We start from the raw sequence: 13,910 nt of genomic DNA, 5'->3' as shown, positions 1-13,910 counted from the left end.
GTCAGGCCTCCAGCGCCGAGCGGAGGTCCCACAGGGTGCGCCAGGTGGCGGCGCCCTGTTCGGCCCGGCGGCGGACCGGGCCGTCCCAGTAGCCGAGCAGCCGGGCCGCGTCCGCCGGGTCGTCCTTGCGGACGACGCCGAGGAGTTGGCCGGGGAGCCGGCCGAGGAGGTCGCCGCCGTCGGGCAGGTAGGCGGCGGTGACGCCGAGGGCGGTGGCGACGGAGACGGCTTCGGCGGTGCTCATCACGGTGGAGGGGCGTTCGACCTCCCAGCCCTCGGTGGAGCGGCCGGTGCGCAGGTCGCGGAAGGCGGTGACCAGTGCCTCCAGGACGGCGTCGTCGACGGCGTAGCCGGCGCCGGCCCGGGCGACGGCGACGGTGGACTGGCGGCGGACCAGTTCGACCTCGGCGGCGAGGCTGCCGATCGGGCCGACCGTCTCGAAGTTGAACCGCCGCTTGAGGGCGGCGGACATCTCGCTGACGCCCTTGTCCCGCAGGTTGGCGGTGGCGATCAGGGTGAAGCCGGCGGCGGCGTGCAGCTGCCCGTCCGGGGTGCCGGCCAACTCGGGGACGGCGATGCGGCGTTCGGAGAGCAGGGAGACCAGGGCGTCCTGCACCTCGGGCAGGCAGCGGGTGACCTCCTCGACCCGGGCGACGGCCCCGGTGGTCATCGCGGTGAGCACCGGGGAGGGGACGAGGGCTTCGCGGCTGGGGCCCTTGGCGAGCAGCAGGGCGTAGTTCCAGCCGTACTTGAGCTGGTCCTCGGTGGTGCCGGCGGTGCCCTGGACGGTGAGCGCGCTGGTGCCGCAGACGGCGGCGGCGAGCAGTTCGGAGAGCATCGACTTGGCGGTGCCGGGTTCGCCGACGAGCAGCAGGCCGCGCTCCCCGGCGAGGGTGACGACACAGCGTTCGACCAGGGCGCGCTCGCCGACGAACTTGGGCTCGATGGCCAGGCTGCGGCGCCCGGTCTTGAGCTTCTCGCCGCCGCTGCCCATGACGAAGGTGACCACGGCGCGCGGGGTGAGGCGCCAGCCGGGCGGGCGCGGGCCGCTGTCGTGGGCGGCGAGGAACTCCAGTTCGGCGGCGTGCTTCTCCTCGGGCGGGACGATCTGCCGGGTTGCGGTGGTGGTCTCGGTGCCGGTCATCGGCGGGCCTTCCTGCGCTTGCTGGTCTGGAGCTCTTCGTAGCCGGGGGCGTCGCCGTCGAGGGTGCGCTGCCAGGCGCGGGCGAACAGTTCGGGGACGGGCAGCTGCGGCAGCGCCGGCCGGTGGGTGGGCAGCGGGTACAGGGCGGCCTTCCAGGTCTCCACCGGCAGCGCGGGGGACTTGGCCTCCTGCCAGCCGCCGGGCAGGAAAAGACTGCGGCCGGCCCGGGCCCGCTTGGCCTCCAGCACCAGTGCGCCGGCGGCGAGTTCGGCGCGGGCGCGCTTGAGCCGGGCGGGCTTCCAGCCCGTCCAGCGGGCGGTGTTGCGGTCCGTGGGGTCGGGCAGGGCGAGCAGTTGGAGGTAGAGCGCGGCCGCGTCCTCGCCCAGGCCGTGGGCGCGGGCCGCCTCGGCGACCAGCTCGGGCGCGCTGAACTGCGGGTTCTGCAGCCAGGCCGGGCCCTCGGCGGTGGTCGGCACGGCCGCGGCGGAGGCGGCGAGGCGTTCCGGTTCGCCGCCCAGGACGGACCGGACGGCGGCCAGGTCGGCGCCGAACCAGTAGCCGTCGGCCAGCCCGAGGAGCAGGTCGATCAGCGGGTCGTCGGCGCCGGTGAGGCCGGCGGGGCGCAGCCAGATCTGCTCGTACTCGGTGCGGTAGGGGCTGAGGACGAGCGCCGGACCGCAGCGGACCAGGCCGTCCGGGTCGGCTCCGCCCTCGGCGGGCAGGCCGAAGTGTTCACGCAGGACGGTCGACAGCGAGGCGCCCTTGGTGGTGGTGACCAGGCCGAACCCGAGCAGCAGCTCCGGGTCGGCCAGGCGGGTGCGCAGCGTGGTGGCGGCCGCGGGCAGCAGCGGGCGCAGCGGGCTGTCGGCGGGCAGGTGGTAGCCGAGCCAGCGCAGGGCGTCGATCGTGCCCGGGAGGATGCCGGCGCCGGGGACGGCGGTCGCGTCCTCGGCCTCCAGCTGGAGTGCGGCCCGGCTGCCGTCGGTCAGCCGGTAGGTGGTGGTGCGGGTGAGCCATGGCGTCCGGCCGGGATTGAGCACCTCCTCAATCCGGTCGATGTGCACGCCCTGGACGCCGGGCAGGACGTCCTCGGGGAGGGTGACCAGCCGGCCGAAGTGCCGCGTCCAGGCCGCGGCCCCGGCGGCGAGGTCGGGGCCCTCCGTCCACAGCCGCTTCGGGTCGTCGAGCGGCAGCAGGGCGCCCCAGACGTCGGCGACGGCGTTCTGGTCGAGCCCGCGCAGCCAGGCGCGGGCGGCCTTGATCTCGGCGGCCTTGAGGCCGTGTTCGGCGGGCACGTCGATGTCGCCCCACTGCAGCAGCCCGGGGGGCGGGCAGAGCAGCAGGGTGGCGCGGGCGGTGCCGATGCCGGTGAGTTCGGTGAAGGCCGCGGCGCGCTCGGGCTGCCAGGGGACGCTGCCGCGCAGGGCGGCGACCCGCCAGAACTTCTCCGTCCAGGCGAAGCCGACCCGCTCCTCGGTGCGGCGCTCCCAGACGGTGGTGAAGTGGGCGACGGGGCCGAACTCTCCGCTCGGGTCGTGGTCGACGGCGTGCCAGTGGGCCGTGCCGTCCGGGTCCTGGTGGCGGTAGTCGAGGATCACCACGGTGCGGTGGCCGTGCCGCAGCACCTCGCCCTGGCGGTAGGCCGCCGGCCGGTGGCCCTTGGCGCGTTCGTCCGTCTCGGCGAGGACGACCTCGCGCAGGGTGGCGCCGCGGTCGGCGAGCGGGCCCCTGGTGAGCTCGCCGAGTAGCAGGACCAGCGTGGAGCGGTGCGCCGCCGGGGTGAGCGGGTTGGCGATGGCGTGGGCGATGACGTCCACCCGGCCGAGCAGGTGCCGCCAGCCGTGGTGGGCGTCGCCGCCGTGCAGGGTGACGGTGGACTCGGTCGTCCAGCCCTCGCCCGGCACGGCGGTCGGGGCGGCCGGGACGGTCGGTACCGCGAGCACGGCGGTGACGGCGCGCAGGTTGTTGAGCACCCGGTGGCCCCCGTCGTCGCCCCAGGTGCGGCCCAGGCCGGGCGTGCCGGGCAGGACGGCGTTGACGGCGTCGCGCAGCTCGTCGTCGCGGCCGTGCTGCGGCCGCCACTCGGCGGCCTCGGCCTTGGTGGGGCGTTCGGCGTCCGGCTGCGGGAGGAACCGGGCGATCCGGTCGAGCAGGTCGGCGGCGGTGCGGGCGAACCCGGCGACGCCGGCGAGCAGCAGCGGGTGGGTGATCCCGGGCAGGGCGGCACCGACCGCCTCGACGGGCAGGCTGTCGCGGGCCTCGCCGCGCTGGGCGAGCGGGCGCTTCACGCCCTGGACGGTGAGCCAGCGCTGCTCGTCCGCCGGGACGGGCTCGGCGTCGACGGGCCAGGCGAGGTCGATCAGTCGGGCGGCCTGGTCGGCCGTCAGGGCGCGCAGCACCCGGGAGCCGGCCTCGTCGCGGGGCCGCAGGGCGTGCCAGTGGTCGAAGGGCGGGATCAGCGCGGTGCCGGCGGCGGGGAGCCCGCCCGACCGGCAGGAGCGCAGGTCGGCGGTGCGGTCGGAGCGCTCGGCGAGGTCGGGCAGGCCGAGGTCGAGGAACTCGCCGGTGCGGCTGACCACCGGGCCCTGGGCGCCGGGCAGGGCGAGCCGGCCGACCGGGAGGATGTGGGTGTCGTCGCGGCCGTTCAGCGGCAGGACGATGCGCTGTCCGTCGGCGGTGAAGGTGGTGACGGCGCGTCCGGGGTCACGGCGGATCCAGCTGCCGAGCACGGTGCCGTCGGTGCCGAGCGGGCTGTGCTCCAGGCCGGGCTGCAGCGGCAGCAGGCGGGCGCTGCCCGCGACGAGCGGGCCGGCCGCGGCGGTGGCGGCGATCACGGGCGGTTCGGCGGCCCGGCCCAGTTCGCCGGTGGCCGGGTCGAGTTCGCGCAGCACGGGGGTGCCGTCCGGGGCGTGGCGCAGCGTCCAGTGGCCGGTGCCGTCGCCGAGGACGGGGTGCTCCTCGGGCAGCCGGGTGTCGCCGGGGTGCAGCGGGCGGGCGCCGGTGGTGCGGCCGCCGCCGGGCAGCGGGAGGGAGGTGTCGTCCGGGTGGCGGTCGCCGTAGTAGTAGCCGGCGATGGTGCGGCCGGTCAGTTCGAAGGTCTGGTCCGGTCGGCCGGACCAGTAGGCCTTCTGCTCGCCGGCCTCGTGCCAGACGACGAGGAGTTCGCCGTCGACCAGGCGCAGTCGGGGCCGGTTGCGCACGCCCGTCAGCGGGGGCACCCGAAGGGTGTGCTCCAGCAGGATGCCGTCCGGGCCGACCACGAGGGCCCGGTCGTGGCGGGCGAGGATGAGGTTCGGCCAGGCCTCCTCGACGATCAGGTCGTTCAGGCCGCGGCGGCGGTGGCCGGGGGCGTTGTCCGGGAGGGCGTCGGGGGCGGGCGGGTCGGCGAGCCGGGCGAGCGCGTCCTCCAGGGCGGGCCAGCCGAGTTCGTCCAGGATGCCGGCGCCGAGAGCGCGGGTGAGCAGCCCGGTGACGTCGAGCGCGGCGATCTTCTCGGCGGCGGCCGGGGCGACCGTGCGGATGGCGGTGCGGTACGTGCTCAGCGAGCGGGCCAGGTCGGCGGCGCCGGCCAGGCCGCGGATCGCGGTGAGCTCCTCGGCGCGTTCCTCGGCCCACTCCCTGAACAGCTCGCTCAGCAGCGGCAGTACGGCGGCCCGGTGCTGGACGGCCTGCTCCCAGGCGGGCGGGGCGGCGCGGCGCAGCAGCGGCCGGAACCGTCCGTCGGCGGCGACGGCGGCGAGTGAGGCCGCGACCCCGGCGGCACCGGTCTTACCGGCGGCACCGCTGGGACCGGCAGCGCCGCCCTGCGCGACCCACTCGCGCAGGTCGAAGCCCACCAGGTCGGCCGGCGGGTCGGCCACCGGGACTCCCGCGGCGAGCAGCAGCTCCAGCAGGTCGAGCCGGGTGAGGCTGACCCGGATGCCGGTGAAGAGGTCGACCGGGACGGCGTCGGCGCGCAGCCGCTCGACCATCCGGCCGGCTAGGGCGAGGGTGGCCGGGCAGCCGGGCCGGCTGCGCCAGCCGCGGCCGAGGTGGTGGCACCAGCGCTGGAGCCAGGCCGCGGCGGGCTCGGCGCCCTCGGGGCGCGGGCCGGTGAGCAGTTCCTCGGCGCCGGTGGCGGCGAGGACCTCCAGCCAGGCGGCGTCCTGGGCGGAGGCGTCCGCGCCGCCGGCGGCGCCCGGGTCGGGCAGCAGTTCCAGCAGGCGGGCGCGGACCCCGGCGTCGGCGCGGCCGAGCTCGATCAGAGCGCCGTGCCAGGACTTCCAGAACGCGGCGGGCGCCCGGTTGACCGCCGGGGAGTCCAACAGCTCGGCGAGCAGGGACCGTTCGTGCTCGGCGCGGTCCAGCCCGGCGGCCCGGATCAGCGCGCGGGCGTCCTCGGCGACCCCGGCGTACGGGGCCATGCCGGCCGCGGAGCGCTCGGTGCACAGCTGGCGGAAGCGCTGCCAGGCGGTCTGCGGGTCGAGCCGCCGGGCGAGCTCCTTGACGTACTGGCGCAGGGACTTGACGGTGAGCGCGCCGGCCAGCGCGAACTCCAGGAAGACGGCGCGCAGCCGCTCCTCGTCGACCGCCAGGCTGTGGGTGCGCTCGGCCTCGCGGGCCTTGCCGAACCAGGCCGCGGCGTAGGTCTGGTTGCCGTGGGTGAGGAAGATCCGGCCGACCTCCTCGCAGAAGGTGGGCAGGAAGTGCGGGACGGCGCGGCCGAGCCGGGTGGCGAGCTCGTCGAAGCCGTCCTTGGCGGCGCCGGGCTTGGACTTGGCCTGTCGGGCCAGCCGCTCCAACTCCTTGACCAGGGCGAGTGCGTGGTGCCCGTTGGCGGGGTCGTGCACCAGCGCCCAGGCCGGGAAGCCGAGCGCCTCCTGGCGGACCTGGCCGACCTCGGCGGGTTCGCCCTCGGGGGCGAGGCCGAGGAACTCCAGCGCGAGGTCCTCGGCGGGGCCGAGCGCTCCGGGGACGAGCAGGACGATCCGGCGGCCGTCGAGGGCGGGGTGGGCGTAGCCGCGGGCGGTCAGCACGTCGGCGGCGCTGTCGGGGCGGCCGGCGTCGGGCAGGGTGCCGGGCGGCAGGACGGCTCCGGCGTCGAGCAGCGCCTCGGGCGTCGCGGCGCCCTGGTGCGGGACGGTGACGGTGGTGGCCATCGGGCTGGTGGTCATCGGGCCGGTGGTCATGCGGCGTCCTCCCCTTCGATCGTGCGGCCCGCGTACAGGGCGGCGGCCATCCTCATGCCCTCGGACCAGGCGACCGGTCCGACATCGGCGAGCGGCAGGGACCGGCCGTCGGGGCCGGCCCAGCTGAGCGCGCCCGTCTCGCAGGCGTCGTACTCGTAGTAGTCGCCGACCCACACCCGGGCCTCGACGGTGCGGCCGCCCTCGGTGATCGGCTGGACGGCGGAGCCGCCGCGGACCCGGCAGCCGAGCCGGGCGCAGCGCCCGACCAGCTCGCGCAGCTCGCGGTAGCGGCCGCCGGCGTAGGTACCGACCTCGGTGCCGGCCGGGGGCTCGGCGGGCCGGTGCCAGACCTCGCGGTAGAGCTGCTGGACGCGCTGGGAGACGCCGAGTTCGACGGCGAACTCGCGCAGGTCGTCGAGGTCCGGGAGGAGCACCGGGTGGGGTATCAGGACCTCGCCGTCGGTGAGGCGCACGGTGTCGCCGTCCAGGTCGACCAGGCCGAGGCCGCGCTCGGTGTCGGCGTCGCGCAGGAAGCCGGCCACGGCGCCGTCCGCGCCGGTGACCACGACGTCGCGCAGGACGGCCTGCCAGGCCTCGTCCGGCCAGACGGCGGCGAGCACGGCGGCGGGCACCGGCAGCGAGCGCACCATCCACCGCTCGACGTCCTCCTGGCAGCGCCGCTCGTGCGCGGCGAGCCATTCGGAGAGCTGCTTGAGCTGGGCGACCACGGGGTCGTCAGCGAGCTTCGACGGGACGGACTTGAGGTCGCGGCCCGCCGCGTTGCGGCACACCACCCTGCCGTCTCCGTCGAGCGCGACGCGGTACCCTCCCGCGCCCGTTTCCACCCATGCCACAGCCGTACTCCTCCCACCGGGGAACGTCGTTCGATCGCCCCGCTGACCAGCGATGCGAGGAACGTAGCGAGGGTCACTGACAACGCGACGGGCGGGGGGAGGCCGATGGGAGGCGGGCGAGTCGAAACCACTCGAACGGGTGGTCGATCGGGTACGCGGGGGGTGCCCGGGAAGCAGCCGGACGGCGCCGCCCCGATCACGCGTGGAGACGGCGCCGGCCCCCGGCCACGTGCGAAGGCGGCGTCACCCCCTCACGGGGTGGCGCCGCCTTCGCGGACGGACGGCCGGTCGGCCGCCGGCCGCTCAGCCCAGCGGCGCCCGGGGGACGATGACCGGCGCCCCGTCGCCCGGCGCGGCCAGGACGTGGCTGTCGATGTCGTAGAGCGCCCGCACCAGCGGTGCGTCCACCACCTCCCGGGGCGGCCCGCAGACCACCACCGCGCCGTCCCGCAGGGCGACCAGCAGGTCGGCGTAGCGGGCGGCGGCCGCCAGGTCGTGCAGGACCATCACCACGGTGCGCCCGCCCGCCGCGACCGCCCGGACCAGCTCCAGCACCTCCACCGCGTGGCCGAGGTCGAGCGCGCTGGTCGGCTCGTCCAGCAGCACCACCGGGGCGTCCTGGGCGAGCACCATGGCGAGCCAGCAGCGCTGGCGCTGGCCGCCGGAGAGCTGGTCGAGGCGGCGGTCGGCGAGGCCGTCCACGCCGGTGGCGCGCAGGGCCTCGGCGGTGAGCCGCTCGTCGACGGGCGACCACTGGCGGAACAGGCCCTGGTGCGGGTGGCGCCCGTAGCGGACCAGGCCGGCCACGGTAACCGCCTCGGGCGCCCGGGGGCTCTGCGGGAGCAGCGCGACCCGGTGGGCGGCCCGGCGCGGGCTCAGCCGCCAGATGTCCTCGCCGCCGACCAGGATCCGTCCGCCGTCGGGCCGGTGCAGCCGGGCCACCGTCCGCAGCAGGGTGGACTTGCCGCAGCCGTTCGGGCCGACCACCGCCACCACCCGCCCGGCGGGCACGGTGAGGTCGACGCCGCCGAGCACCGGACGCCCCGGCCGGTACCCGGCGGTGACCCCCTGGATCGTCAATTCCATTTCGCACTCCACCGGTTCGAGCCGTTGGTCAGGATCCGGAGAGCGCCTTGCCGAAGTCGCCGATGACGACGTCGGCCGCCAGCGGGCCGCCCCGGGTGGACCACACCGAACCGTCCACGGTGACGGTGCGGCCGTTCTTCACCGCGTTCAACTGCTGGTAGGCGGGCTTGGACTGGACGTCCTTGAGCGCGGCCTTGCCGTCGTCGGTGAGGGTGGACAGGAACAGCCAGTCGCCGTCGATCTCGGAGAGCTTCTCCAGGCTGAGCGCCGGGCTGTGGGCGTTGCCGTCCTTGTCCTGGGCGGCCGGGCGGGCGAGGCCCATGTCGAGGGCGACGCCACTGGCGAACTGCTTCTTCTCCATCCAGCTCGGGCCGGTGGGGTTCCAGCGGACGATGGAGACGGCGGCGCCCTTGTTCTTGCCGAGGTCGGCGCCGGCCTTGACGGCCTTGGCCTGGTAGTCGTCGATCACCTTGTTCGCCTGGTCGAGCTTGTCGACGGCGTTGCCGATGCCCCGGAAGGCGAGCTTCCAGTCGTCGGTGGGCGCCATGGTGACGAGGGTGGCGGGGGTGATCTCGCGCAGCTGCTTGAGCACCTGCTCGTCCTGCATGTCCCCGGCCAGGATGAGGTCGGGCTTGGCGGCGACCACCTTGTCCATCACCGGCTGGAGCAGGTTGCCGACCACCGGCACGCCCTGGACCTTGTCCTTGAGGTACGCGGGCGGCTCGTTGAGGCCCTGCCCGTTGGTGATGCCGACCGGCTTGACGCCGAGCGCGAGCACCGCGTCGAGGTCCTCCTGGGTGAGGGTGACGATCCGCTTGGGCTCGGCCGGAACCTCGACGGCCCTGCCGGTGGCGTCCTTGACGGTGCGCTTGCCGCCGTTGGCCGCGTCCGCCGCGCTGCCCGGGGCGGCGGACGCGGAGTTCGAGGAGCCTCCGGAGCTCGTCGAGGACCCGGAGGAGCCGCAGCCCGCCAGCAGGAGGGCGGCCGCCCCGGTGAGGGCCAGCGCCCGGGCCGCGTGGCGGCGGGTCGGGCGGAGCGGGCTCTGGGCGTACGGCATGGATGCCTCCGGGGCGGGGGTGGTACGGGAGTTGGGTGACGTCCGGGCAGCCGGGTACGACGGCGGTGCACCACGGGACGTCCAGTTCGTTAGGTTAGCCTTACCTTATGACATCGTCGCAAGCGGGCGTCCACGAAGCGCCCGACGCCACCGCGCCCGACGCCCCTCCCCCGGCCCCACCGGCCCGCCACCGCAGCGCCTGGCCGGTCGCCGCCGGGGTGGTCGCGGCGCTCGCGCTCACCGCGCTCTCGCTGTCGGTCGGCGCCGGCGAGGTCGGACCCGCACGGGTGCTGGACTACCTGCTCGACCGCCACGGCGCCCGCGCCGACGGCCGGCTCGCCCTGGTCGTCGGCGAACTGCGGCTGCCCCGCACCCTCACCGCCCTGCTGGTCGGCGCCGCCCTCGGCGTGGCCGGCGCCCAACTCCAGTCCGTCACCCGCAATCCACTGGCCGAGACCGGCCTGCTCGGCGTCAACGCGGGCGCCTCGCTCGGGGTCGTGCTCGGCATCGCCGTACTCGGCGTGCAGACCTCCTACGGCTACCTCGCCTTCGCCTTCGGCGGCGCCGTCCTCGCCAGCACCCTGGTCCTCCTGATCGCGGGCAGCCGGGGCGGCGGCTCCCCCGTGCGACTGGTCCTCGGCGGCTCCGCCGTCGGCGCCACCTTCGGTGGCATCACCGGCGTGCTCATCGTCAACTCGCCCGAGGCGTACGACCGTTACCGGGTCTGGGTGCTCGGCTCGCTGGCCGGCGTTGAGGGCTGGACGACGCTGCGCCAGCTCGCCCCCGTCCTCGGCGCGGGCTTCCTGCTCGCCCTGCTCACCACCCGACCGCTCACCGCCCTCGCCCTCGGCGACGACCTCGCCCGCGGCCTCGGCCACCGCCCCGGCGCCACCCGCGCGGCCGTCGCCGTCGCCGTCACCCTGCTCACCGCCTCCGCCGTCGCCCTGGCCGGGCCGATCTCCTTCCTCGGCCTGCTCGCCGGCTTCCTGGCCCGCGCCCTCGCCGGGCCCCGGATCGGCCGACTCACCCTGCTCGCCGGGCTGTTCGGCGCCGCCGTGCTCACCGGCGCGGACGTGCTCGCCCGGGTGGTGGCCCGGCCCTTCGAGGCACCGGTCTCGGTGATCGTCGCCCTGGTCGGCGCCCCGGCGCTGATCGCCATCGTCCGCTCCCGCCGCTCCGCCGCACTGGCGCTCACCGACCCGGCCACCGACGCCCCGCCCGTCGACCGCTCCCAACCACGCCTGGTGCGGCCGGACTTGGCACTGCGCCACGGCGGCTGGTCGCTGCTCGTCCCGCGCCAGCCACTGCTCGCCGGCGTCGCCCTGGCCGCCGCGCTGCTCGCCGCCGTGGTCGCCTCCGCCCACGCCGGACAGAGCGAGCTCGGCCTCGGCCGCACCTTCCAGGCCGTGTTCGGCTACGGCGACCGGCTGGACGTGCTACTGGTGCAGAAGTTCCGGCTCGGGCGGATCGTCGCCGGACTCGCCGCCGGCGCCGCCCTCGGACTGGCCGGCTGCCTCACCCAGACCCTCGCCCGCAACCGACTGGCCACCCCCGAACTCCTCGGCGTCAACGACGGCGCCACCGCCGCCGTGCTGATCTCCGTCACCGCCTCCGGCACCTTCGGCGCCTGGTGGGCCGGACCGCTCGGCGCGCTGGCCGCCGTCCTGGTGGTCACCCTGGTCTCCGGAGGGCTCGGCGCGCGCGGCCACCGGGTGCTGGTGGTCGGGCTCGCCATGTCGGCCCTGGCCTCGGCGGTCATCCAGGTCGCACTGGCCCGGCGCTCGCTCAACTCGGCGGGCTCGCTGTACGTCTGGACCTCCGGCAGCCTCAACGGGCGGGACTACGCCATCGCCGCGCCCGTACTGATCGGACTCGCCGTGCTGGTGCCGCTCGCCCTGGTGGTGGCCCGCCGACTGGCGGTGCTGCGCTTCGACGACAGCGTGGCCGCCTCGCTCGGCGTCGACCCCGGCCGGGTCCGGCTGCTCTGCCTGCTGCTGGCCGTCGCGCTCGCCGGGCTCGCCGTCGGCGTCTGCGGGCCGGTCGGCTTCGTGGCACTCGCCGCCCCCGTGATCGCTGCCCGACTGGCCGGGCCCACCCGCGTCCCGGTGCTCGGCTCGGCCCTGACCGGCGCACTGCTCGTCGTGCTCGCGGACGCCCTGGGACGGGTGCTGGTCGGCGGGGTGGAGATCCCGGTCGGCATCGTCAGCACCGTGCTCGGCGGGCCCTTCCTGCTCTGGATCCTGCTCTCCCGCCGCACCAACTGATGAGGATATGAGCGAAGTTGAAGGCCTTTCCAGTGATCGGACCCGACCCCGACGACCCCGCGTACCGGCTGGTCACCTTCGTCCACGAGGAGGACGAGGGAGCCGACGGGGACGACTGCGACGGCGTGCTCGCCCTGCTGCACACCGTCACCGACAAGGACCGGCACGCCGGCGACCTCACCCCCCACCTGATGGAACGCCGCAACGGCCGCTGGGAACTCACCTACCGGCTGCGCGCCGACCACCGCGCCTCCTACCAGTTGCACCCCTTCCACGGCCCGCCCCCCGGCACCACCCGGGCCGACTGGCTGCACGTCCTCGACCACGCCCGCCCCGACCGGCACGACACCGAACCCCGACTCCCGGCCCGCGACGGCCGCCATCCCTCCTCGGTGCTCAGCCTGCCGCAGGCTCCCGCCCAGCCGTACGTCCGGCGGCGCCCGGGCGTGCCGCGCGGGCGGACCGTCCGGCACACCGTCGCCGGGCGGCGGGTCGACGTCCACCTCCCCGCCGGTCACGGCACCGGGCCGCACCCGGTCGCGGTGCTGCTGGACGGCGAGATGTGGGGCGAGGTGCTGTCCGTCGGCGACACCCTCGACAACCTGACGGCGGACGGTGCGATCCCGCCCACGGTCACCCTGCTCGTCCACACCATGGGACCGGGCCGGCCTGCCGACCTCGGCTGCAACCCGGCCTTCGTCGACCTGCTCGCCGACCGCCTCCTCCCTTGGGCCGCAACGGAGTTCGACGCCGCCACCGACCCGCGCCGCACCGTCATCGCCGGCCAGAGCGCCGGCGGCCTCACCGCCGCCTTCGCCGCCTTCCACCGCCCGGAGCGGTTCGGCAACGCGCTCTCCCAGTCCGGCTCCTTCTGGTGGCCGGACGAGACCGAGTTCGACGCGGGGAGCGAGTGGCTCACCCGCCGCTTCGCGGTCGAACCCCTGCGGGAGGCCCGGTTCTGGATCGAGGTCGGTCTCCAGGAGTGGATGCTGCTCAGCCAGAACCGGCACCTGCGGGACGTCCTCACCGCCCGCGGGTACGACGTCCGCTACCGAGAGTTCAACGGCGGCCACGACTACGCCTGTTGGCGCGGCGGCCTGGCCGACGGGCTCGCCCACCTGCTGGGGTCACCCGCAAGGAGGATTTAGGTCGATTCGCATACATCCGAGGCCCATCCGGACGTAGCGTCGGAACCCACACTGAGTGACCTGGGGGGTCAGCGATGAACGCGTCCTCGTCCGCCACGCCGCCGCCGATGTCGTGGCAGTACTGCGGCGACCAGCTCAAGCTGTGGCGCGCTCGCGCCGGAGTCAGCCGCGAGGACCTGGCCACCCAGGCCGGGTACAGCTACGAGAGCCTGCGGTCGATGGAGGCGGGGAGGCGCAAGCCGTCGCTGCACCTGCTGCAGGTGGCGGACGAGATGTGCGACGCGAAAGGCATCCTTGTCGCGGGGGCAGAGTTCCTGAAACCGGAGAAGTACCCCTCGTCCGCCGAAGACTACATGAAGTACGAAGCGGAGGCCGTAGCACTCAACTGGTACGAGAACCACTTCTTTCCGGGTCTGTTGCAGACCGAGGAGACCGTAAGAGCACTCCTCAACTCCCACTGGCCGCCGCTCGACGACGAAACGGTCGAAACCCGTGTCGCCGCAAGGTTGGAACGCCGGGAAATGCTGAAGGTACAAACCAGGGCGTTCAACTTTCTCATCGAGGAAGGCGTCCTGCGCCGACCCCTGACAACTGTCGAAGCCCACCACCGACAGCTGCATCACGTCCTGACCGTCGGCGAGGCGCGCCACATCACGATTCAGGTGGTTCCGTCCCGAGGAATTCATCCCGGCCTGAACGGCCAGTTCATCCTTCTCGAAACAGCTGAGCACCAGTGGCTCGCATATGAGGAGGGCCAGGCGTTGGGCATGCTGCACGCAGATCCCGCCAGGGTGAGCATCCTCAGCCACCGCCATGAAATGATCCTCCGGCAGGCACTCGACCCCGAGTCCTCGGCCAAGCTGATCAGCGAGTTGCTGGAGGAGCTATGAACGACGCGCTGGCCTGGTTCAAGTCCAGCCACAGCAACACCGAGGGCGGAGCCTGCGTCGAGGTCGCCCTGACCCCGGACTCCGTCCGCGTGCGGGACTCCAAGGACAGGTCCGGCCCCCAGCTCGCCTTCACCCCCGAGGCCTGGACCGTCTTCGTCCGACTCGCCCGATCCGGCTTTCCTCTGAGCCAGTGAACCCGTCGAGCCTTTGAGCCTACAGAGACACTGCCCGAACGCCCGGGGCCCCGGCCGCCCCAACCGCCTCCCGCGGCCCCCCGAACCAGGAAAGAAAGAATGAGA

General features: G+C 75.0%; 8 protein-coding genes and 1 pseudogene. 4 read left to right on the top strand and 5 right to left on the bottom strand.

Translation table 11 applies throughout. The annotated features are described in order from the left end of the window. Position 1 precedes the first annotated feature (1 nt). The 5 genes from ACFWIS_RS07585 to ACFWIS_RS07565 all read right to left on the bottom strand — a co-directional run bounded on the left by ACFWIS_RS07585 (position 2) and on the right by ACFWIS_RS07565 (position 9,309). Positions 2 to 1,144 carry an AAA family ATPase gene (locus ACFWIS_RS07585; protein ID WP_380451647.1) on the bottom strand — a complete coding sequence of 381 codons (1,143 nt, stop codon included), beginning with the start codon at positions 1,142 to 1,144 and terminating at the stop codon, positions 2 to 4. Then, positions 1,141 to 6,312 (bottom strand): hypothetical protein, encoded by a 5,172-nt coding sequence (locus ACFWIS_RS07580; protein ID WP_380451645.1) that lies wholly within the window; start codon positions 6,310 to 6,312, stop codon positions 1,141 to 1,143. Before ACFWIS_RS07580 ends, ACFWIS_RS07585 begins: the two co-directional genes overlap by 4 nt. Next, positions 6,309 to 7,166, bottom strand: a complete 858-nt coding sequence (locus ACFWIS_RS07575; protein WP_380451643.1) for a DUF4132 domain-containing protein — start codon at positions 7,164 to 7,166, stop codon at positions 6,309 to 6,311. Before ACFWIS_RS07575 ends, ACFWIS_RS07580 begins: the two co-directional genes overlap by 4 nt. A gap of 303 nt (positions 7,167 to 7,469) precedes the next feature. Beyond that, positions 7,470 to 8,252: an ABC transporter ATP-binding protein gene (locus ACFWIS_RS07570; RefSeq protein ID WP_380451641.1), complete on the bottom strand. Its 783-nt coding sequence runs from the start codon at positions 8,250 to 8,252 to the stop codon at positions 7,470 to 7,472. Positions 8,253 to 8,280: 28 nt separating this feature from the next. After that, positions 8,281 to 9,309, bottom strand: coding sequence for an ABC transporter substrate-binding protein (locus tag ACFWIS_RS07565; protein WP_380451640.1), 1,029 nt, complete (start codon positions 9,307 to 9,309; stop codon positions 8,281 to 8,283). 107 nt (positions 9,310 to 9,416) lie between these two features. On the opposite strand from ACFWIS_RS07565, the gene fhuB reads away from it, so the two are divergent. The 4 genes and pseudogenes from fhuB to ACFWIS_RS07545 all read left to right on the top strand — a co-directional run bounded on the left by fhuB (position 9,417) and on the right by ACFWIS_RS07545 (position 13,805). Then, positions 9,417 to 11,573 (top strand): Fe(3+)-hydroxamate ABC transporter permease FhuB, encoded by a 2,157-nt coding sequence (gene fhuB / locus ACFWIS_RS07560; protein WP_380451638.1) that lies wholly within the window; start codon positions 9,417 to 9,419, stop codon positions 11,571 to 11,573. A 29-nt stretch (positions 11,574 to 11,602) separates the two neighbouring features. Next, a pseudogene (fes, locus tag ACFWIS_RS07555) lies at positions 11,603 to 12,721 on the top strand (enterochelin esterase); the annotation flags it as partial. Positions 12,722 to 12,795: 74 nt separating this feature from the next. Then, on the top strand, positions 12,796 to 13,611 hold the full coding sequence (locus tag ACFWIS_RS07550) for a Scr1 family TA system antitoxin-like transcriptional regulator (RefSeq protein WP_380523502.1): 816 nt from the start codon (positions 12,796 to 12,798) through the stop codon (positions 13,609 to 13,611). Continuing rightward, entirely contained in the window at positions 13,608 to 13,805 is a 198-nt protein-coding gene (locus ACFWIS_RS07545) for a DUF397 domain-containing protein (RefSeq protein ID WP_380451634.1), read from the top strand. The genes ACFWIS_RS07550 and ACFWIS_RS07545 overlap by 4 nt, the downstream gene beginning before the upstream one ends. The last annotated feature ends 105 nt before the right edge of the window (positions 13,806 to 13,910 follow it).

Source organism: Kitasatospora sp. NPDC127060 (genome assembly GCF_042724935.1).
Classification (GTDB): domain Bacteria; phylum Actinomycetota; class Actinomycetes; order Streptomycetales; family Streptomycetaceae; genus Kitasatospora.
The sequence above is the reverse complement of the archived record's forward strand: the minus strand, read 5'-3'. Positions and strand labels throughout refer to the sequence as shown.

Coding starts and splice junctions, on each gene's coding strand:
- ACFWIS_RS07585 (WP_380451647.1), bottom strand. CDS start 1,144: ATGACCGGCACCGAGACCACCACCGCAACCCGGCAGATCGTCCCGCCC.
- ACFWIS_RS07580 (WP_380451645.1), bottom strand. CDS start 6,312: ATGACCACCGGCCCGATGACCACCAGCCCGATGGCCACCACCGTCACC.
- ACFWIS_RS07570 (WP_380451641.1), bottom strand. CDS start 8,252: ATGGAATTGACGATCCAGGGGGTCACCGCCGGGTACCGGCCGGGGCGT.
- ACFWIS_RS07565 (WP_380451640.1), bottom strand. CDS start 9,309: ATGCCGTACGCCCAGAGCCCGCTCCGCCCGACCCGCCGCCACGCGGCC.
- fhuB (WP_380451638.1), top strand. CDS start 9,417: ATGACATCGTCGCAAGCGGGCGTCCACGAAGCGCCCGACGCCACCGCG.
- ACFWIS_RS07550 (WP_380523502.1), top strand. CDS start 12,796: ATGAACGCGTCCTCGTCCGCCACGCCGCCGCCGATGTCGTGGCAGTAC.
- ACFWIS_RS07545 (WP_380451634.1), top strand. CDS start 13,608: ATGAACGACGCGCTGGCCTGGTTCAAGTCCAGCCACAGCAACACCGAG.